Raw genomic sequence first — 19,078 nt, forward strand, 5'->3', positions numbered from 1 at the left:
ACGGCCCCACCCTCGGCTCGTCGCACAGCGACGGCCCTACTTCTGGAGTCCACCGCGGGGCCTGGTGGGGTCAGCTGCAAGGCGGAGGAGAGAGCGATACCGGCGGTATCGCGACCGACGACAACGCCGCAGATGGCCCCGCCAGGCCCCGCGTCACGAGTCGAAGCGGTAGCCGAGGCCGCGGACGGTGACGAGCAGCGTCGGCTCCTTCGGCGTCTTCTCGATCTTGGAGCGGATGCGCTTCACGTGGACGTCGAGGGTCTTGGTGTCGCCGAAGTAGTCGCTGCCCCAGACGCGGTCGATGAGCTGGCCGCGGGTGAGGACGCGTCCGGCGTTGCGGAGCAGCATCTCGAGGAGTTCGAACTCCTTGAGGGGCATGGGCGTCTCGACTCCGTCGACCTCGACCGTGTGGCGCTCGATGTCCATGCGGACGGGGCCGGCGGTGACGATGCGGTCCTCTCCCGGCTCCTCGGTGCGGCGGCGGAGGACGGCGCGGATGCGGGCGAGCAGTTCGCGTGTCGAGTAGGGCTTGGTGACGTAGTCGTCGGCGCCGAGTTCGAGACCGACGACGATGTCGACCTCGGAGTCCTTCGCGGTGACCATGATGATGGGGATCTGGGAGCGGGTGCGGATCTCGCGGCAGACCTCGGTGCCGGGCATGCCGGGCAGCATCAGGTCGAGCAGGATCAGGTCGTAGTCGCCCTCGTCGAAGGCTGTGACGGCGCGGAGTCCGTCCTCGGCGACGGTGACGTCGTAGCCCTCTCGTTCGAGCAGGTAGCTCAGCGGCTCGCTGAGGGCGCTCTCGTCTTCGACGAGCAGGATGCTGGTCACGCGGTGTCTCCTATCGGGGCGGTGGATGCGAAGGGCGTCCTCGCCGGGTCTGCTTCGGGGAGTCGGATGGTGAAGGTGGAGCCGCGTCCGGGCTTGGACCAGACGCGGACGTCTCCGCCGTGGTTCTGGACGGCGTGCTTGACGATGCTCAGGCCGAGTCCGGTTCCTCCGGTGTGCCGCGAGCGAGCCTGGTCGACGCGGTAGAACCGCTCGAACACCCGGTCGAGGTCGTCCTCGGGGATCCCGATGCCCTGGTCGGTGACCGCGATCTCGACGACTCCGCCCGTGGAGCGCACCCCGATGCCGACGCGGGAGCCGGGCGGCGAGTACTGGATCGCGTTGGCGAGCAGGTTGTGCAGCGCCGAGACGAGCATCTTCTCCTGGCCGGCGACGTAGGCCTTCTTCATCCCGCCCTTGACCAGCGTCACGTCGTGCGACTCGGCGAGGACGTGGGTGGTCTCGAGGGCGGCGGTGACGATGTCATCGACGCGGACCAGCTCGGCCGAGGCCCCGACGTCGGCGGACTGCAGACGCGAGAGCTCGATGATCTCGCGGGTGATCTTGGCGAGACGGTGCGACTCCTGGGTCAGCCGGCGCGCGAAGCGGCGGACCTGCACCGGGTCGTCGGCGGCGGAGTCGAGCGCTTCGGCGAGCAGGCCCACCGCTCCGATGGGCGTCTTCAGCTCGTGCGAGATGTTGGCGACGAAGTCGCGGCGCACTGCCTCGAGGCGGCGCGCTTCGGTGTGGTCCTCGGCGAGGACGAGCACGAAGCGGGATCCGAGTCGCGTGGCGTGGACGACGAGGGTGACGGCCTGCTCCGAGAGGGGGCTCGTCGCGAGCTCCAGGTCCTGCTCGATGTCGTCGCCGAACCGGCGGACGCGGTCGACGATCGCGACGAGATCCGGGTGCAGGAGCGTGTCCTGCGAGACCAGGCCCAGCGCGATCGCCCGGGTCGACGCCTTCAGCACGTTGTGCGAGGGATCGGTGACGAACGCGGGAGCTCCGACGGCCTCGATGATCGCGTCGATCCCCTCGGGCAGGGTGACCGAGACCACTTCCGCGGCGATGCGCCCCTGCCTCGCCGCGAGGGTGAGGACCGTCGTCAGCAGGACGCCGATCGCCACCCCGAGGACGAGCGCCAGAATCACGAACACACCCGAATCCACGCACCCAGGCTAGTCATCCACCGGGCGTCTCCCTACCGGATGCCCGCCGACGGACTGCAGGTCGAGTACTGTTCAAACCCGCGGCACCGTTCGTTAACCTGCCGTCGTCATCATTGCTCCGCCTGCGCCGTGAAGGAACAGGTGCTGTGTCGCGCGTGGTGCGCGACGCCAACCCGGCACCGTTCGCCGTGCGTGCCGCAGAGAGGGTCGATCACAAGATGCGCGAAGTATTCCAGCAGGAGCTGGCCGAGGTCCAGGATCGCCTCGTCGAGATCTCCGGACTCGTCGAGATCGCGATCGAGAAGGCGACTCAGGCGTTCAACCACTCCGATGTCACCCTCGCCGAAGAGGTGATCGCCAGCGACGCCCGGATCGACGAGCTCGCGATCAGCCTCGACGAGCTCGCGATCGACATCCTCGCCCGCCAGAACCCGGTCGCCCGCGACCTCCGGATCGTCGTGTCGGCCCTGCGCATCAGCGCCTCGCTCGAGCGGATGGGCGACATCGCGGAGCACATCGCGCAGCTGTCGCGGTACCGCTTCCCCGACAAGGTCGTCCCGAAGAGCCTGCGCCCCACCTTCGTCGAGATGGGCCGGCTCGACGTGGTCGTCGCGCACAAGCTGACCGAGCTGCTGCGCTCGCAGGACGGCCGCATCGCCGAGGAGATCCGCGACGAGGACGACAAGATCGACGAGCTGCACGTCAGCGTCTTCGACAAGGTGCTCAGCGAGGCCTGGAAGGGCCAGGCCGCGGACACCGTCGACGCAACCCTCGCCAGCCGCTACCACGAGCGCTTCGCCGACCACGCGGTCTCCATCGCCAAGAAGGTGCAGTATCTGATCTCAGGCGATTACGCCTGAGTGCTCGGATCGCGCAGGGCGCGATCCTCACCGCGGTCGGCTTCTCGGGATGGTCGCGTTCTGAAGAGCGTCCTGCGTTCGGCTAGCCCGATCCGCTAGCACGCGGATCGGGCGTTCGCCTTTAAGGGGGTCGGCCGGTCTGCACGGTTGAACCCCGGGTTTCGCCCGAGCGGATTCGGGGGACGGGTACTCGGCCATCCTCCGCTCAGCGAGTTGCGCGGACTCCCGTCTTCTCTGCTGATCGAGTAGCGCGCGGAGCGCGCGTATCGAGATCCGCGTGATCCGAGCGCGGGTGCGGAGCGCAGGTCCCGGACGAACTCCGGCTCGCGAGAAGCGGTTCGGCTCGCGGGACGTCGCCGTTCCTGCGAGCCGAGCGCGAGTCGGCGAGCCGGAGGTGCCACCGGAGATGCGGAAGGCCCGCGCGGATCGGGGATCCGGCGGGCCTTCCGAGTGGGCGGGACCTACTTCTTGGCGCCCTGGGCGGCGACGGCGGCGGCACCGGCGGCGGCGGCCTCCGGGTCGAGGTACTCGGCCGGACCGATCGGCTCGAAGTTCTCGTCGAGCTTGTAGACGAGCGGGATGCCGGTCGGGATGTTGAGCTCGGCGATGTCGGAGTCGGAGATGCCGTCGAGCGTCTTCACCAGGGCGCGGAGCGAGTTGCCGTGCGCGGTGATCATGACGGTCTTGCCCGAGGCGAGGTCCGGCTTGATGTCCGACTCCCAGTACGGCAGCATCCGCTCGATGACGAGCTTCAGCGACTCCGTGCGCGGGAGGGCGTCGCCCAGATCCGCGTAGCGCTCGTCGTGCGCCTGCGAGTACTGGTCGTCGTCGTCGAGCGGGGGCGGCGGCACGTCGAAGGAGCGGCGCCAGGTCTGGAACTGCTCGGGGCCGTACTCGGCGAGCGTCTGCGCCTTGTCCTTGCCCTGCAGCGCGCCGTAGTGGCGCTCGTTGAGGCGCCAGGACCGCTTGACGTCGATCCACAGGCGGTCGGCCACCTCCAGCGCGATGTTCGCGGTCTGGATCGCGCGGGTCTGCCGCGACGTGTAGACCACGTCGGGGTGGAGCCCGGCCTCGGTCAGCAGCTCGCCGGCGCGCGTGGCCTCCGCGACGCCCTGCTCGGTGAGCCGCACGTCGACCCAGCCGGTGAACAGGTTCTTCTGGTTCCACTCGCTGTTGCCGTGGCGCACGAGGATGAGAGTGTAGGTCTCGGACATGCGCCCAGTTTAGAGGCGGGGCCTCCGCCCGCGGATACGCTGGAGCCCATGCCGATCGGAGCCGTGACCCGCGGGACCACGGGCACGAACCGCCTCCGCCGGGTCGACCGGTGGATCGCCGAGCTCCCCGCACTGCGCTCCACTCCGCAGCCCCTCGTGGTCGACCTGGGCTTCGGGGCGAGTGCGGTCACGACCCTCGAGCTGCATCGCCGGCTCGCGGGCACCGTCCCCGGCGTCGAGGTCGTCGGCTTCGAGATCGAGCCCGCCCGAGTGGCCACCGCGCGGGAGCAGCTCGCGGTCGTCCGGGGCGGTGGCACCGCCTTCCCCTCGGATGCGCGCGTCGGCTTCGAGCGCGGCGGCTTCGAGATCCCTCTCCCCCGGGGACGGCGGGCCGACGTGATCCGCGCGTTCAACGTGCTCCGCCAGTACGACGAGGACGCGGTCGCCGGCGCCTGGCGGATCATGACCGAGCGGCTCCAGCCGGACGGGGTCCTCGTGGAGGGCACCTGCGACGAGATCGGCCGCATCTGCACGTGGATCGAGATCGGGCGGGACGGCCCGCGGTCGTTGACGCTGTCACTCCGACTCGGAGCGATCCCGTCCCCGCTCATCGCGGCGGAGCGACTGCCCAAGGCGCTGATCCACCGCAATGTGCCGGGCGAGCGGGTCCACGACTTCCTGCACGCCCTCGAGCGGGCGTGGACGATCAACGCCCCCCTGGCCGTCCACGGCCCCACGCAGCGCTGGATCGCCTCGGTGCGGTCGCTGCGGTCGGACTGGCCGATCCTCGGCGGTCCCCGGCGGTGGAGGCTCGGCGAGGTGACCGTCGCGTGGGACGCGGTCGCGCCTGCCCACCCGGCCCCGTCACTCCTGTGAGCATTCTCATATCTGAGGGCGGTACCGTCCCTCCCCATGGACGACCCTCCCTCAGACGCGCCCGCTCACGAACCGGTGCGCGCCACCGCTCCCGCCCCTCTGATCGGCGGTGACGCGCGTGCCTGAGTGGCTCGGCATCGTCATCGGCCTCCTCCTGACCCTCGGCACCGGCCTCTTCGTCGCCTCGGAGTTCGCGCTGGTCAACCTCGACCGCAACGAGCTGGAGGAGCGCCGCGCTCGCGGCGAGAAGCGCCTCGACCCCACGATCTCCGCCCTGCGGATCACCTCGACCCACCTCTCGGGCGCGCAGCTGGGCATCACGCTCACCACGCTCCTCACCGGCTACACGTTCGAGCCGGCCATCAGCTCGCTGCTCGCGGAGCCCCTCCGCTCGGTGGGGGTCCCCGAGGGGATCGTCCCCGGCATCGGCGCCGTCATCGGCGTGCTGCTCGCCACGGTCTTCTCGATGATCATCGGCGAGCTCGTGCCCAAGAACTTCGCCCTGGCCCTCCCGCTCGCCACCGCGCGCGTGGTCGTGCCGTTCCAGGTCGCGTTCACGACGGTGTTCAAGCCGGTGATCCTCCTGTTCAACAACACGGCGAACGCCCTCATCCGCGCGATGGGGATCGAGCCGAAGGAGGAGCTGTCGGGCGCCCGCAGCGCCGACGAGCTCGGCTCGCTCGTGCGCCGCTCCGCTCTGGAGGGCACCCTCGACCGCGATCACGCCGACCTGCTGCACCGCACCCTGCTGTTCTCGAGTCGGAGCGTCGCCGACGTGATGACGCCGCGCGTGCGCATGTCGTCGGTCACCCTGCGCAGCACCGCGGAGGACGTCGTCGAGCTCGCGAACCGCACCGGCTTCTCGCGCTTCCCGGTGCTCGGCCGCGACTCCGACGACATCCGCGGCGTGCTGCACGTCAAGCACGCCTTCGCCCTCGAGCCCGAGCGGCGGCGGCGGGTGAGCGCCGAGGAGCTGATGGTGGCTCCGATGCGCATCCCCGAGACCGCTCGCGCCGACGCTCTGCTGGCTCCGCTGCGCGGCAGCGGTCTGGCGATCGCGGTGGTCGTCGACGAGTACGGAGGCACCGCCGGCGTCGTGACTCTCGAAGACCTCGTCGAGGAGATCGTCGGCGAGCTCGAGGACGAGCACGACCGCACCCGCGCGGGAGTCATCCGCTCCGGCCGCTCGGCCACGTTCGGCGGTGAGCTGCGCCCCGACGAGGTCGCCGCCCGGCTCGGCGTGATCGTCCCCGAGGGCGAGGACTACGACACCGTCGCCGGCTTCCTCTCGTCGAGCCTGGGCCGACTGCCCGAGCTCGGCGACGAGGTCGCCCTCGAGGCCGGCGTGCTGCGCGTCGACCGCGTCGCCGCGAACCGGGTGGACCGCGTCCGCTTCACCCCCGGCTCGGAGGGCGGTACCGCCACCGGAGTCGCAGCCCTGCGCGCGGAAGGAGCCGTTCATGAGTGAGTACCTGCCCGGGATCGCCTGGCTGGTGGTCCTCCTGCTCGTCAACGCCTTCTTCGTCGGCGCGGAGTTCGCGGTGATCTCGGCAAGGCGGTCCCAGATCGAGCCGAAGGCCGACGCCGGGAGCCGCGCCGCGAAGACGACCCTCTACGCCATGGAGCACGCGACACTGATGCTGGCGACGAGCCAACTCGGCATCACCGTGTGCTCGCTCGTGATCCTCAACGTGTCGGAGCCGGCGATCCACCACCTGCTCGAGATCCCGCTCGGGCTCACCTCGCTGTCCGCCGAGGCGATCGGCGTGATCGCGTTCCTCGCGGCGCTGCTGCTCGTCACGTTCCTGCACGTCGTGTTCGGCGAGATGGTGCCGAAGAATCTGGCGTTCTCAGTGCCGACGCGGGCGGCCCTGCTGCTCGCTCCCCCGCTCGTGCTCGTCTCGCGTCTCGTGAAGCCCGTGATCTGGTCGCTCAACGCGGTGGCCAACGGGATCCTCCGTCTCGTCCGCGTCGAGCCGAAGGACGAGGCGACGAGCGCGTTCACCCTCGACGAGGTCGCCGCGATCGTGCGCCAGTCCACTCGGGAGGGAATGCTGGTGGACGCCTCGGGCACCGTCACCGCCGCCTTCGAGTTCACGACGAAGCAGGTGTCGGACGTCGCGGTTCCGCTCGACGAGATGGTGCTCCTGGCGTGGGAGTCGACTCCCGCGGATCTGCGCCGAGCGGTCGCCGTGCACGGGTACTCGCGCTACCTCCTCGCGGGAGCCGACGGCCTGCCGGCCGGCTACCTGCACCTCAAGGACGTGTCCGACCTCGGGGATCAGGAGTCGCCGGTGCCCGCGAAGCGCATCCGCCGCCTGGCCGCGGTGTCGGGCGGCGACGAGCTCGAGGACGCCCTGGCCGCCCTGCGGCGCACCGGAGCGCACATCGCCCGCGTCGTCGACCGCGAGGGGCGCACGACGGGAGTCCTGTTCCTCGAGGACATCATCGAGGAGCTCGTCGGAGAGGTGCAGGACGCCACGAACGCCTGAGCCGGGGCCGCGCTGTCAGACGAGCTCCGGCAGCGCGGCCCTCGCCGACGCGGCGTCCATCCCGGTCGCGGTCAGCAGATCGACCGCGAGCGGACGGAGGATCACCAGCAGGGTCTTCTCGGCGAGGCGCGCGTCCGGGATCATCCGCTGCGGGTCGAGGGTGGTGGCCAGCAGGACCAGATCCTGGCGGGCGAGAGCCGTCATCGTCGCGTCGGAGACGCACCGGCCCAGCAGGGCGATGCCGGGCCCGAACGCCGCGACCGCCTCCGCGAGCTCCGGACGCGGCACACCGTCCCCGATCAGGAAGTCGGTGCGGCGCGCGACGATGCGGAGGTTGCGGGTCGCGAGGTCCAGCGAGGCGAGCAGTGCGCTCTGGCGCTCGAGCTCGCCGCGGTGCCTCCGGACGAACGGGGAGATGCGCGCGACCCCGATCGCCGATTCGAGTGCCGCCGACCACGCGTCGATCACCGGCTGCGTCCCGCGGACGCGCTCGAGGGCGGCGGCCGACGCGGAGGCGTCACCGCGGCGGAGCGCGTCGGCGAGCGTCTCGACCGTCCCGGCCAGCGCCGCGACCAGCCGTCGCGCCTCCGCTCGCGCCGCCCGCAGCGGATTACGGGGCACGATCGCCGTGCAGAGCAGCGCGGCGAGACCGCCGACGAGGCCGTCGAGGCTGCGCGTGAACACTCCCCCGTCGGGAGCCGGGAGCACCATCACGAGCATGGCCTGCGTCCCCGCCGCGACCGCGAAGCCGGGCGAGGGCGAGAGCGCGCGTCCCACCGTGAAGACGACCGCGAGCACGAGGGCCAGCTGCCAGACGCCGGTGCCCCAGAGCAGCAGGAGCACCTCGCTGAGCGCGATGCCGAGGACCATCCCGACCGCGGTCTCGGCGACCTGCTTCGGGCGGGTGTCGCGCGCGATGCCCAGGCTCGAGATGGTGACCGTCAGCGACAGCACCGGCGCCGGGTGCCCGAACACGAAGCGCGAGACGGAGTAGGCGAGCACCGCCGCGAGCACGATCTGCACCACCGCCGGGGCCGACGCCACGGCGCGCGCAACGCCCCGCGAGGGTCGCAGACGATCGCCGTGGACGAGGCTCCGGATCCGCTCGGCCGCCCGATCCCGACGTGCGGGTCCTGCGGCCACCACGGTGTGGCCTACCTGGTCTTCGCCCCGAGCCGGGGCAGACGGGGCACGCCCGCCTCCGCACCGGCTCCGGGCGGGACGACGACCTCCTGGGCCGCCGCGACGCGGACCTCGCCCGCGAGGACCGTGAGCTCGAGATCGACCGGGACGGCGCGCTTGACGACCGCGAGCGCCACCGGACCGTCCTCGTAGTGCCAGGCGCTGGAGGTGACCGCGCCGACCTCGACGCTCTCGCCGTTCTTCAGTGCGAAGACGGGATCGCCGTGCGACGGCAGCGCGGAATCGGAGCCGTCGAGCTGCAGCAGGACCAGGCGGCGGGGCGGGTGGCCGAGGTTGTGCACCTTCGCCACCGTCTCCTGGCCGCGGTAGCAGCCCTTGGCGAGGTGCACCGAGGAGCGGAGGAGGTCGAGCTCGTGCGGGATCGACCGCTCGTCGACCTCCGTCGCGTGACGCGGACGCCACGCCGCGATGCGGAGCGCCTCGAGCGCGTCGGCTCCGGCGAGGACCACGCCGGCCGCCGCGGCAGCCGAGGCGAGCCCCGCGAGAGCGGTGCGCGGCACGAGGGTCTCGCGCGCGTGCCAGTCGGCCGCCGGATGCTCGGCCGCGGCGTACTGCCAGCCGCCGGGCTGGACGCTCGTCCACGGGTCGATCCAGCTGACGGCGGAGTCGCCCGCGAGACCGAGGACGAACGAGGCGGCGGATCCGTCGCCGAGGGTGGCGAGCGTCGCGAACTCGTCGGTGCGGTCGGCGATCTCGACGCGGAGCAGGAAGCGCATCCGGTCGAGCCAGGCCGCGAGGCCGGCCGTCTCGTCGCGGTCGAGCAGCAGCCAGGCCGCCTCTCCGTCGTCGACGAGGCGGATGAGGTGCTCGATGCGGCCGGTCGGGTCCAGGAGGAGCGTCTCGGCGGAGTCGCCGGGCTGCAGCCCTCTGAGCGCCTGACTGGTCAGGGAGTCGAGCCAGGTGAGGCGGTCGGGACCGGTGACGGTGACGACTCCGCGCCCCGACAGGTCGACGAGCGCGGTGCCCGCGGCGAGAGCGCGCTGCTCGCGGAACGGCTCGCCGTAGTGCGCGGCCACACCCGGCTCGGCGGCGCTCGCGGTGGCCACCGCCCCTGGGACGTCGAGCAGGGGCGAGAGCAGGTCAGTCGACACGGGCGAGCCTTCCGGAGGCGTGGGTGCGCAGGCCCTGGCCGAGCGCGGCGATGTCCCACGCCCAGAGGAGGTGGTCGTCGACGAGGCCGTAGAGGCGGGTGGCGGCGGCGTAGTCCTTCGCGGCGGCGGTGCGCATGACCGCGTCCGTCGCGAGGTCGATCCTCGGGCCCTTGACCTGGCCGAGGTAGAGCTCGCTCACGCCGTCCGGGTGGACGAGGGAGACCTCGATGTCGAAACCGCCCGCGGCGTTGCGGAGCGTCTCGACCGACTCCGCATCGGGGTAGGCGGGAGCACCGCGACCCGGCAGCATCGCGGGGCCGGCATCGGCGTCCGTCAGGGCCCGGCTGAGGCGCCAGTAGCCCATCTCGCTCACCAGCGGGCTGTGCCCGATCTCGCGCTCGTCGTCGAGCAGCCAGGTGTACGAGCTGTAGTTGAGGTAGGGCAGACCGTCGTAGCTGAAGCTGACGCGGTGGCCGAACTCGGCCTGCACGCTCTCGTCGCCGACGGCGTAGTCGACGACGCCGGACCCCTCCCAGACGCCGAGCAGCCAGGAGAGGGGGACGAGCTCGGGCGGCAGGCCCGACGGAAGGGAGATCACTCCGGCTCCGACGCGGCGGCTAGCTCTGGCCGCGGTAGAGCTTGTAGACGACGACTCCCGAGACCCACGCGATCGCGAGGGAGGCGAGCCCGAGCAGTCCGAGATAGAAGAGTTCCAGCGCGAGAAGCATGCCCCCATCCTACCCGGCCGCGCGGGCTCCCAGCGGGGGCGGGGGCAGCGGGACGACGGGGAGCGTCAGCGCCCGGCGAGTGCCGCGATCGCACTCGCGACGCCGACGACGACCATCGCGCCGACGACGCTCGTCATGGTCCGGAGGAGGTACCCGGAGGCGCGGGCGACGGCGAGCTGCACCGCGAAGGTCGCCAGGACGCATCCCCCGAACGTGAGGGCGAGCCACGTCTGAGCCGACCCCGGCGACGCGAGCACCAGCGACACGACCGACCCCGCGAGTGCCAGCACCCAGACGATGCCGACGCCCACCCGATCCCCGCTCATCCGTCAATCATGCCCGAGGCGATCGGCCGTTCCGGCCCGCCGCTAGTATTGCCGCAGACCATTTCTGGAGGATCCGTGGCGCAGTTGTTGATACTGACCTCTGCGGGGGGCACCGAGGTGCTGCCCGCGCTGGGGCTCCTCAGCCACAAGACCCGGCAGATCCCGGCAGAGCCGGCCCAGCTCGTGAACGCCCCGAGCTGCGATCTCATCTTCGTCGACGCCCGTCAGGACCTCGCGAGCGCCAAGTCGCTCTGCAAGATCCTGACCACCACCGGCATCAACGTGCCGCTCATCCTGATCCTCACCGAGGGCGGGCTGACGGCGGTCTCGGCCGACTGGGGCGTCAACGACGTGATCCTCGACTCCGCCGGGCCCGCCGAGGTCGACGCGCGCATCCGCCTCGTCATCGGCCGCCTCGCCCAGGAGCAGTCGACGTCGCGCATCCAGGCCTCCGGCGTCGTGATCGACGAGGCGAGCTACTCCGCGAAGGTCCACGGCCGCCCCCTCGACCTCACCTTCAAGGAGTTCGAGCTCCTGCGCTTCTTCGCCACCCACCCGTCCCGGGTGTTCACCCGCGAGCAGCTGCTCAGCGAGGTGTGGGGCTACGACTACTTCGGCGGCACGCGCACGGTCGACGTGCACGTGCGGCGCCTGCGCGCCAAGCTCGGCGACCTCGAGTCCCTCATCGGCACCGTCCGCAACGTCGGATACCGGTTCAACGTCTATGAAGAGGACAATGAGCGAGTCCCTCAACCTCTCCGTTGAGAACCTGGCCGACCCCGCGGTGTCGGCCGGTCTCGAGCAGCTGATCGGCCGCGCCCAGTGGTTCGACGGGCAGCCGCCCTTCAGCGACCAGACCCTGGTCGACGCGCGCACCGGCTCGCGCACGCTGCTGATCGGCCTGCGCGCCGACGTGGTCGTCGCCGCGGCCGTCCTCGGGCAGGGCGAGCTCGAGTTCGTCGTCGATCCGGAGTGGCGCGGCGTGGGCTTCGGCCGCGCCGTGCTCGAGCAGGTGCTCGCGAGCGGACGCACGGGTCTGCTGGCGTGGGCGCACGGCGACCACCCCGCGGCGCGCTCGCTCGCCGAGTCGCACGGCTTCGCTCCGGTGCGCACGCTCCTGCACCTCGAGCTCGAGCCCCTGGTCGCCCCCGCGGCGCGGGTCCCCGAGGGGTACGTGCTCTCGGACGCCCGCGGTCTCGATCCCGCGGAGTGGGTCGCGCTCAACGCGCGCGTGTTCGCCGCGCATCCGGAGCAGGGACGGCTCACCGAGGACGACCTCGCCGCCCGCCGGGCCGAGGACTGGTTCGACGAGGGCGACTTCCTGGTGCTGCGGAACGCCTCCGGCGCTCTCGTGGGCTACGACTGGCTGAAGATCGAGCCCGGCTCCGCGACGGGCGAGATCTACGTGCTCGGCATCGCTCCGGAGGAGGCGGGCCGCGGCCTCGGCCGCGCCCTCCTGGGCGCGGGCCTCGCCCGCATGCTCGCGCGCGGCTGCACCACCGCCGACCTCTACGTCGAGGCCGAGAACCGCTCGGCCGTGGCCCTGTACCGCTCGCTCGGCTTCACCGACGCCTCCGTCGACGTGCAGTACCTGCAGCGCACGCCCGCCGTCCGCTGATCCGGAGGCTCCTCCCCCGACCGCGTTCACCCCGCATTCACCACGGGCGGCGCGGAGCGCGCGGGGGCGGTGCCAGGATGGTCGCATGGACGGCGACAACCTCATTCTCGAAGACGGCCTGAGCGACGAACTCGACGACGACTTCGACGACGAGGAGGAGCACTCGGACCCCCTCCTCCCGGACAACCGCTACCTCGACCGCGAGCTGAGCTGGCTGGCGTTCAACCAGCGCGTGCTCGAGCTCGCCGAGGACCCGCTGGTGCCGGTGCTCGAGCGCGCCAACTTCCTGGCGATCTTCTCCTCGAACCTCGACGAGTTCTTCATGGTGCGGGTCGCCGGTCTGAAGCGCCGCATCCTCACCGGCCTCGCCCTCACGACGAACATCGGCCGCGTCCCTCTGGACGTGCTGACCGACATCTCGGAGAAGGCGCACCAGCTGCAGCAGCGTCACGCCCGGGCCTTCAAGGACCAGGTCGAGCCCGCCCTGCGGGACGCCGGCATCGACATCGTCCGCTGGGACGAGCTCAGCGACGCCGAGCGGGCGGTGCTGGACGACTACTTCTCGGCCCAGATCTTCCCGGTCCTGATGCCGCTGGCCGTCGACCCGGCGCACCCGTTCCCGTACATCTCGGGGCTCTCGCTCAACCTGTCGGTCCGGGTGCGCAACCCCAAGACCCAGAAGACCGAGTTCGCCCGCCTCAAGGTGCCGCAGATGCTCCCGCGCTTCGTGCGAATCGCCGGCGTCGCCGCGCCCGGCGAGCCCATGCGGTTCATCTCACTCGAGGACCTCATCGCCAACGAGCTCGACGACCTCTTCCCCGGCATGGAGATCCTCGATCACCACGTCTTCCGGGTGACCCGCAACGAGGACGTCGAGGTCGACGAGGACGAGACCGAGAACCTCATCAAGGCGCTCGAGAAAGAGCTCCTGCGACGCCGGTTCGGCCCGCCGATCCGCCTCGAGGTCACCGACGACATGGACGACGAGACGCTCGGCCTGCTCGTCCGCGAGCTCGACATCACGACGCAGGAGGTCTACAAGCTCCCGGCTCCCCTGGATCTCAGCGGCCTCTTCAGCCTGCAGAAGATCGACCGGCCGGACCTGAAGTACCCCAACCACGTGCCCACGACGGCGGCGCAGCTCATGCCGACGGAGCCGAACCAGCGCCAGGACGTCTTCAAGGCGGTCTCGCGTGGCGACGTGCTCCTGCACCACCCGTACGAGTCGTTCGCGACGAGCGTGCAGTCCTTCCTCGAGCAGGCCGCCGCCGACCCCGACGTGCTCGCGATCAAGCAGACGCTCTACCGCACCTCGGGCGACTCCCCCATCGTCGAGGCCCTCATCGACGCGGCCGAGTCGGGCAAGCAGGTCCTCGCCCTGGTCGAGATCAAGGCGCGCTTCGACGAGCAGGCCAACATCTCGTGGGCCCGCAAGCTCGAGAAGGCCGGCGTGCACGTCGTCTACGGCCTCGTCGGCCTCAAGACGCACTGCAAGCTCGCTCTCGTCATCCGCCAGGAGAAGGGCGGAGTGCTGCGGCACTACTCCCACATCGGCACCGGCAACTACAACCCGAAGACCTCGCGCATCTACGAGGACCTCGGCCTGCTGACCGCCGACGACGAGGTCGGCAAGGACCTCACCCGTCTGTTCAACGAGCTGTCGGGGTACGCGATCGAGAAGAAGTTCAAGCGCCTGCTCGTCGCTCCGCGCCACCTCCGCAAGGGACTCCTCAAGAGGATCGATGCCGAGACCGAGAACGCCCGCGCGGGCAAGCCCTCCGGGATCCGGATCAAGGTCAACTCGATCGTCGACGAGGCGGTGATCGACGCGCTCTACCGCGCCAGCCAGGCCGGGGTCCCGGTCGACGTCTGGGTCCGCGGCATCTGCGGGCTGAAGCCGGGGCAGGAGGGGCTCAGCGAGAACATCCGCGTCCGCTCGATCCTGGGCCGCTACCTCGAGCACTCGCGCATCTTCAGCTTCGTCAACGACGGCGATCCGGTGGTCTACATCGGCAGCGCCGACATGATGCACCGCAACCTCGACCGCCGCGTCGAGGCCCTCGTGCGGATCGTCGAGCCCGCCCACCTCAGCGAGATCGACGACATGTTCGAGCGCGCGATGGACGAGAAGACGGCCTCGTGGTGGCTCGGACCCGACGGAGTCTGGACGCGCCGCCACCTCGACGAGGACGGAGCCCCGCTGTCGGATCTCCAGAACCGTCTGATGGCGCACATCACGCACCGCAAGCGCATCGCGTCGCGGGCCGCTTCCCGGGCCTCCTCCCGCTGACGCCGTGACGGGGACCGTCTACGCGGCCGGAGCGGTGTGCTGGCGGATCATCGAGGGCCGCCCGCACATCCTCGTGATCCACCGGCCGCACCGGAGGGACGTCAGCCTGCCCAAGGGCAAGGTCGACCCCGGCGAGTCGCTGCCCGAGACCGCGGTGCGCGAGATCCGGGAGGAGACCGGGCTCGCCGTCGGGCTCGGCGTGCCGCTGGGCTCGACCGAGTACACGCTGCCCAACGGGCGGCCCAAGGCCGTGTACTACTGGGCCGCGAAGGTCAGCGAGAAGGCCGTGCTCCACTCCGACTTCCTCCCGAACCGCGAGGTGGAGGCGCTGGAGTGGGTGACGCCCAAGCGGGCGCGCGGGTACCTCACCTACTCGCACGACGTCGCGATCGTCGACGAGTTCGCCCGGATCGCCGCACGGGGGGCGCTCGAGACGTTCGCGCTCGTGGTGCTGCGGCACGCGAAGGCCGTGCCCGCCTCCTCCTGGGACGGGCGCGACTCCACCCGCCGCCTCAACCGCCGCGGTGCCGAGGAGGCCGCGGCCGCCGGACGCGCCGTCGCCGCCTGGCGCCCGCGCCGCCTCGTCTCGAGCACCGCGAAGCGCTGCCGTGCCACCGTCGCTCCCCTCTCCTCCCTTCTGAAGCGACCGGTGCGACTGTCCGAGGAGATCAGCCAGGAGTCGTACGAGAACGGCACGGCCGACATCCGGAGCCTGGTCGGCAAGCGCGTGCGCGCACGCAAGTCGGCGGTGCTCTGCAGCCACCGGCCGGTGATCCCGGAGATCCTGCGCGAGATCGCCCTCGCCACCGCGACTCCGATCGGCCCGTACCTCGACGAGGCGTCGCACCTGCCCACCGGGGGATTCACGGTCGTGCACCTCTCGAGCGAGCACCCCGGCTCGGGCATCGTCGCGATCGAGACGCACTCGCCGCTCGCCTGAGCCTCCTCCCGAAGACGGCGGATCGAGCCGGATCCCCGTCGCGCCCGGCAAGCCCCGACGGGCCTCGTTCACCGCCCGTTCACCCAGCGGACCGTGGGCGGACACGACCCCCTCGTACATTCGCTCGCGGGCTGCACCAGGCCCTGTTCTGTTTCCATGCTTTCCTACCCGAAAGGGATACTTGTGAGAATCTCGCGTCTCGGCCAGGCGGCCGTCGTCGCCGCCGTCGCAGCGATCACTCTGACCTCGTGCGCAGCCAACGAAGGGGGCGCCTCCGCAGGCGGGTCCTCCGAGTCGGCGTCCGGCAGCAGCCTCGAGGGCACGCTCAACGGCATCGGCGCCTCGTCGCAGGGGTCGGCCCAGGAGGCCTGGGTCGCCGCCTTCCAGACGGAGAACCCCGGCGTCACCATCAACTACTCGCCCGACGGCTCGGGCGCGGGCCGCGAGGCGTTCATCGCCGGCGGCGCCGACTTCGCCGGCTCGGACCGCGCGCTGAAGCTCGAGGAGCTCGACGGCTCCTTCGGCAAGTGCGCCGAGGGCACCTCCGCCATCGACGTCCCCGCCTACATCTCCCCCATCGCCCTGGTCTTCAAGGTCGACGGCGTGGACGAGCTCAACCTCGACGCGGCCACCGCCGCGGGCATCTTCAAGGGCACCATCACCAAGTGGAACGCCCCCGAGATCACCGCGCTCAACCCCGACGCGACTCTCCCGGACGCCAACATCACCGCCGTGCACCGCTCGGACGACTCGGGCACCACCGAGAACTTCGCCGCGTACCTCAACGCGACCGCCCCCGACGTGTGGGACGCGGAGCCGGACGGCGTCTGGCCCTACGAGGGCGGCGAGGCGGCCCAGGGCACCTCGGGCGTCATCGACACCGTGACCAACGGCACCAACACCATCGGCTACGCCGACGCGTCGCGCGCCGGTGACCTCGGCACCGCGAAGATCAAGGTCGGCGAGGAGTTCGTCGAGTACTCCCCCGAGGCCGCTGCCGCGATCGTCGACGCCTCGCCCGAGGCGACCGACCGTCCCGAGAACGACATCGTGTACGACATCGACTACTCCACCGAGGAGTCGGGCGTCTACCCGGTCGTCCTGGTCAGCTATCTCATCGCCTGCCAGGAGTACCAGGACCCCGCGACGGCTGAGCTCGTCAAGGCGTACCTTGGCTACGTGACCAGCGAGGCCGGTCAGGAGGAGGCCGCGACCTCCGCCGGGGCCGCCCCGCTCTCGTCCGAGCTGTCGACCCAGGTCGCCACCGCGATCGAGTCCATCAAGTAGCACCCCCCGCGCGAATCGGCCCCGGACCCTCACCGGTCCGGGGCCGTCTCGCGGCTCGGCCCCCTCCCCCACACCGAACGCAGGGAACCCACCATGAGCACCGCAGAGCGGCCCGTCGGCGCCATCAAGGCGAAGCAGCGTCCGGCCGACCGGATCTTCGCCGGGTCGGCAGTCGCCTCCGGCACGCTGATCCTCGTCATCCTCGCCGCCGTCGCCCTCTTCCTGGTCGTGCAGTCGATCCCCGCGCTCACCGCGCCGGCCGACGACATCTCCGGCGGCGCCGGCTTCTGGGCCTACGTCGGGCCCCTGGTCTTCGGCACGGTCTACGCCGCGGCCCTGGCCCTCGTCATCGCCGTCCCGATCTCGATCGGCATCGCGCTCTTCATCTCGCACTACGCCCCGCGCCGTCTCGCGCAGGGCCTGGGCTACGTGATCGACCTGCTGGCCGCCGTGCCGTCGGTCGTCTTCGGCCTCTGGGGCATCACGGTCCTCGCCCCCTTCGTCCAGCCCTTCTACACGTTCCTCACGAACGCCTTCGGCTGGTTCCCGCTCTTCTCCGGTCCCGTCTCGGGCACCGGCCGCACGATCCTCACCGTCGCGCTGGTCCTCGCCGTGATGATCCTGCCGATCGTCACGGCGATCTCGCGCGAGGTCTTCCTCCAGACACCGACCCTGCACGAGGAGGCGGCGCTCGCGCTCGGCGCGACCCGCTGGGAGATGGTCCGCACCGCGGTCCTCCCCTTCGGCCGCCCCGGCATCATCTCGGCCTCGATGCTCGGCCTCGGCCGCGCGCTGGGCGAGACGATGGCCGTCGCCATCGTCCTCTCGCCGTCCTTCGTCGTGAACTTCGCCCTGCTGCAGTCGACCAACTCCAACACGGTCGCCGCGAACATCGCGCTGAGCTTCCCCGAGGCCTACGGCCTCAAGATCAACGAGCTGATCGCCTCCGGCCTGATGCTCTTCGCCATCACGCTCATCGTGAACATGCTGGCCCGCTACATCATCAACCGCCGCAAGGCCTTCTCGGGAGCGAACTGATGGTCACCATGACGACTCCTCCTCGCCAGCGCCGCCGCGTCGAGGACGCCGCTCCCGCGGTGACGAACACCCTCACCAGCGGGCAGCTGCCCAAGTGGGCCCCCCTCGCGCTCCTGGTCGGCAGCATCGCCCTGATGGCCGTCGTCTACGGGCTCCTCGCGGTCAGCGGAGTGACCGCCGGCTTCGACGTCGTCGGCACCGTCTTCTTCGGCGCCGTGCTCTACACCGTGTCGGTGTTCGTGCTCGCCCGACTGGTGGAGGGCGCCCGCCGCGCCACCGACCGGGTCGTCACGACGCTCGTCACCGCCGCGTTCATCGTCGCGCTGATCCCGCTGATCTCGCTGATGTACACCGCGATCACCGCCGGCGCCGCGCGCTTCGACCTCCTCTTCTTCACCTCCTCGATGCGCAACGTCGTCGGCGAGGGCGGCGGCGCGCTGCACGCGATCATGGGCACGCTCATCATCACGGCGCTCGCGGCGGTCATCTCGATCCCGATCGGCCTGATGACGGCCATCTACCTGGTCGAGTACGGCCGGGGCGCGCTCGCCCGCGGCATCACCTTCTTCGTGGACGTCATGACGGGCATCCCGTCGATCGTCGCCGGCCTGTTCGCCTACGCCCTGCTGGTGCTGTTCTTCGAGCCGGGCGTCCGCATGGGCTTCGGCGGCGCGATCGCCCTCTCGGTGCTGATGATCCCCGTGGTCGTCCGCTCGACCGAGGAGATGCTGCGCCTCGTCCCGAACGAGCTGCGCGAGGCGTCCTTCGCCCTCGGCGTGCCGAAGTGGCTGACCGTCCTGAAGATCGTCCTCCCCACCTCCATCGCCGGCATCGTGACGGGCGTCATGCTCTCGATCGCCCGCGTCATCGGCGAGACGGCCCCGCTGCTCATCGTCGCCGGCTTCACGCAGTCGATGAACTACAACCCGTTCGACGACCGGATGATGACCCTCCCGGTCTACGTCTTCCGCCAGTACGCGGACCAGGGCTCCGACGCCGCCGCCTACATCGACCGGGCCTGGACGGGCGCGCTCGTCCTCATCCTGATCGTCATGCTCCTCAACCTGCTCGCACGCCTGGTCGCGCGCATCTTCGCCCCCAAGCTCGGCCGCTAACCC

Annotated in this window: 18 protein-coding genes; 11 read left to right on the top strand and 7 right to left on the bottom strand. The window is 70.9% G+C overall.

Annotation, left to right across the window (positions count from 1 at the left end; translation table 11 throughout):
- Window positions 1-153 precede the first annotated feature (153 nt).
- Together IOC53_RS13800 and IOC53_RS13805 are read right to left on the bottom strand one after the other, a co-directional pair.
- Window positions 154-831, bottom strand: a complete 678-nt coding sequence (locus tag IOC53_RS13800; RefSeq protein WP_207406566.1) for a response regulator transcription factor — start codon at window positions 829-831, stop codon at window positions 154-156.
- Window positions 828-1,997 carry a cell wall metabolism sensor histidine kinase WalK gene (locus IOC53_RS13805; protein ID WP_207406568.1) on the bottom strand — a complete coding sequence of 390 codons (1,170 nt, stop codon included), beginning with the start codon at window positions 1,995-1,997 and terminating at the stop codon, window positions 828-830. The genes IOC53_RS13800 and IOC53_RS13805 overlap by 4 nt, the downstream gene beginning before the upstream one ends.
- Before the next feature lie 218 nt (window positions 1,998-2,215).
- On the opposite strand from IOC53_RS13805, the gene phoU reads away from it, so the two are divergent.
- Window positions 2,216-2,857, top strand: a complete 642-nt coding sequence (phoU, locus tag IOC53_RS13810; protein WP_207406622.1) for a phosphate signaling complex protein PhoU — start codon at window positions 2,216-2,218, stop codon at window positions 2,855-2,857.
- Between the two features lie 461 nt (window positions 2,858-3,318).
- On the opposite strand, the gene IOC53_RS13815 is transcribed toward phoU, so the two are convergent.
- Window positions 3,319-4,071, bottom strand: coding sequence for a phosphoglyceromutase (locus IOC53_RS13815; RefSeq protein ID WP_056866592.1), 753 nt, complete (start codon window positions 4,069-4,071; stop codon window positions 3,319-3,321).
- Between the two features lie 48 nt (window positions 4,072-4,119).
- Here IOC53_RS13815 and IOC53_RS13820 point away from each other — a divergent pair, with 48 nt between their 5' ends.
- From IOC53_RS13820 to IOC53_RS13830, 3 genes are all read left to right on the top strand, one after another.
- Window positions 4,120-4,947 carry a class I SAM-dependent methyltransferase gene (locus IOC53_RS13820; RefSeq protein ID WP_207406570.1) on the top strand — a complete coding sequence of 276 codons (828 nt, stop codon included), beginning with the start codon at window positions 4,120-4,122 and terminating at the stop codon, window positions 4,945-4,947.
- A gap of 118 nt (window positions 4,948-5,065) precedes the next feature.
- The gene (locus tag IOC53_RS13825) at window positions 5,066-6,415 is read left to right on the top strand and encodes a hemolysin family protein (protein ID WP_207406572.1); all 1,350 of its coding nucleotides are present in this window, start codon (window positions 5,066-5,068) and stop codon (window positions 6,413-6,415) included.
- Entirely contained in the window at window positions 6,408-7,439 is a 1,032-nt protein-coding gene (locus tag IOC53_RS13830) for a hemolysin family protein (RefSeq protein WP_207406574.1), read from the top strand. Before IOC53_RS13825 ends, IOC53_RS13830 begins: the two co-directional genes overlap by 8 nt.
- 15 nt (window positions 7,440-7,454) lie before the next feature.
- Here the strand turns inward: IOC53_RS13830 and IOC53_RS13835 are convergent, their stop codons facing one another.
- The 4 genes from IOC53_RS13835 to IOC53_RS13850 form a co-directional block, all read right to left on the bottom strand.
- Window positions 7,455-8,483 (bottom strand): aromatic acid exporter family protein, encoded by a 1,029-nt coding sequence (locus IOC53_RS13835; RefSeq protein WP_207406576.1) that lies wholly within the window; start codon window positions 8,481-8,483, stop codon window positions 7,455-7,457.
- A gap of 110 nt (window positions 8,484-8,593) precedes the next feature.
- Window positions 8,594-9,733, bottom strand: a complete 1,140-nt coding sequence (locus tag IOC53_RS13840; protein WP_307786202.1) for a glycine cleavage T C-terminal barrel domain-containing protein — start codon at window positions 9,731-9,733, stop codon at window positions 8,594-8,596.
- Complete coding sequence (locus IOC53_RS13845; protein WP_207406577.1) at window positions 9,723-10,331, bottom strand: FABP family protein; 609 nt, start codon at window positions 10,329-10,331, stop codon at window positions 9,723-9,725. The genes IOC53_RS13840 and IOC53_RS13845 overlap by 11 nt, the downstream gene beginning before the upstream one ends.
- A 195-nt stretch (window positions 10,332-10,526) precedes the next feature.
- On the bottom strand, window positions 10,527-10,787 hold the full coding sequence (locus IOC53_RS13850; RefSeq protein ID WP_207406578.1) for a hypothetical protein: 261 nt from the start codon (window positions 10,785-10,787) through the stop codon (window positions 10,527-10,529).
- 75 nt (window positions 10,788-10,862) lie between these two features.
- Between IOC53_RS13850 and IOC53_RS13855 the strand changes: the two genes are divergently transcribed.
- The 7 genes from IOC53_RS13855 to pstA all read left to right on the top strand — a co-directional run bounded on the left by IOC53_RS13855 (window position 10,863) and on the right by pstA (window position 19,075).
- Window positions 10,863-11,552 (top strand): winged helix-turn-helix domain-containing protein, encoded by a 690-nt coding sequence (locus IOC53_RS13855; protein WP_207406579.1) that lies wholly within the window; start codon window positions 10,863-10,865, stop codon window positions 11,550-11,552.
- Window positions 11,524-12,405, top strand: a complete 882-nt coding sequence (gene mshD, locus IOC53_RS13860; RefSeq protein WP_207406580.1) for a mycothiol synthase — start codon at window positions 11,524-11,526, stop codon at window positions 12,403-12,405. The genes IOC53_RS13855 and mshD overlap by 29 nt, the downstream gene beginning before the upstream one ends.
- Before the next feature lie 85 nt (window positions 12,406-12,490).
- The gene (locus IOC53_RS13865; protein ID WP_207406581.1) at window positions 12,491-14,695 is read left to right on the top strand and encodes an RNA degradosome polyphosphate kinase; all 2,205 of its coding nucleotides are present in this window, start codon (window positions 12,491-12,493) and stop codon (window positions 14,693-14,695) included.
- Window positions 14,696-14,699: 4 nt separating this feature from the next.
- Window positions 14,700-15,635: an NUDIX domain-containing protein gene (locus tag IOC53_RS19265; protein ID WP_207406582.1), complete on the top strand. Its 936-nt coding sequence runs from the start codon at window positions 14,700-14,702 to the stop codon at window positions 15,633-15,635.
- A 183-nt stretch (window positions 15,636-15,818) separates the two neighbouring features.
- Window positions 15,819-16,922 (top strand): phosphate ABC transporter substrate-binding protein PstS, encoded by a 1,104-nt coding sequence (locus IOC53_RS13875; protein ID WP_207406584.1) that lies wholly within the window; start codon window positions 15,819-15,821, stop codon window positions 16,920-16,922.
- A gap of 93 nt (window positions 16,923-17,015) precedes the next feature.
- Window positions 17,016-17,960 (top strand): phosphate ABC transporter permease subunit PstC, encoded by a 945-nt coding sequence (gene pstC / locus IOC53_RS13880; RefSeq protein WP_207406586.1) that lies wholly within the window; start codon window positions 17,016-17,018, stop codon window positions 17,958-17,960.
- An 8-nt stretch (window positions 17,961-17,968) separates the two neighbouring features.
- A complete protein-coding gene (gene pstA, locus IOC53_RS13885) occupies window positions 17,969-19,075 on the top strand; it encodes a phosphate ABC transporter permease PstA (protein ID WP_242683339.1) in 1,107 nt (368 codons plus the stop codon).
- Window positions 19,076-19,078 lie beyond the last annotated feature (3 nt).

Source organism: Rathayibacter sp. SD072 (assembly GCF_017355185.1).
Classification (GTDB): domain Bacteria; phylum Actinomycetota; class Actinomycetes; order Actinomycetales; family Microbacteriaceae; genus Rathayibacter.

Coding starts and splice junctions, on each gene's coding strand:
- phoU (WP_207406622.1), top strand. CDS start 2,216: ATGCGCGAAGTATTCCAGCAGGAGCTGGCCGAGGTCCAGGATCGCCTC.
- IOC53_RS13815 (WP_056866592.1), bottom strand. CDS start 4,071: ATGTCCGAGACCTACACTCTCATCCTCGTGCGCCACGGCAACAGCGAG.
- IOC53_RS13820 (WP_207406570.1), top strand. CDS start 4,120: ATGCCGATCGGAGCCGTGACCCGCGGGACCACGGGCACGAACCGCCTC.
- IOC53_RS13830 (WP_207406574.1), top strand. CDS start 6,408: ATGAGTGAGTACCTGCCCGGGATCGCCTGGCTGGTGGTCCTCCTGCTC.
- IOC53_RS13850 (WP_207406578.1), bottom strand. CDS start 10,787: ATGAGCGGGGATCGGGTGGGCGTCGGCATCGTCTGGGTGCTGGCACTC.
- mshD (WP_207406580.1), top strand. CDS start 11,524: ATGAGCGAGTCCCTCAACCTCTCCGTTGAGAACCTGGCCGACCCCGCG.
- IOC53_RS13865 (WP_207406581.1), top strand. CDS start 12,491: ATGGACGGCGACAACCTCATTCTCGAAGACGGCCTGAGCGACGAACTC.
- pstC (WP_207406586.1), top strand. CDS start 17,016: ATGAGCACCGCAGAGCGGCCCGTCGGCGCCATCAAGGCGAAGCAGCGT.
- pstA (WP_242683339.1), top strand. CDS start 17,969: ATGACGACTCCTCCTCGCCAGCGCCGCCGCGTCGAGGACGCCGCTCCC.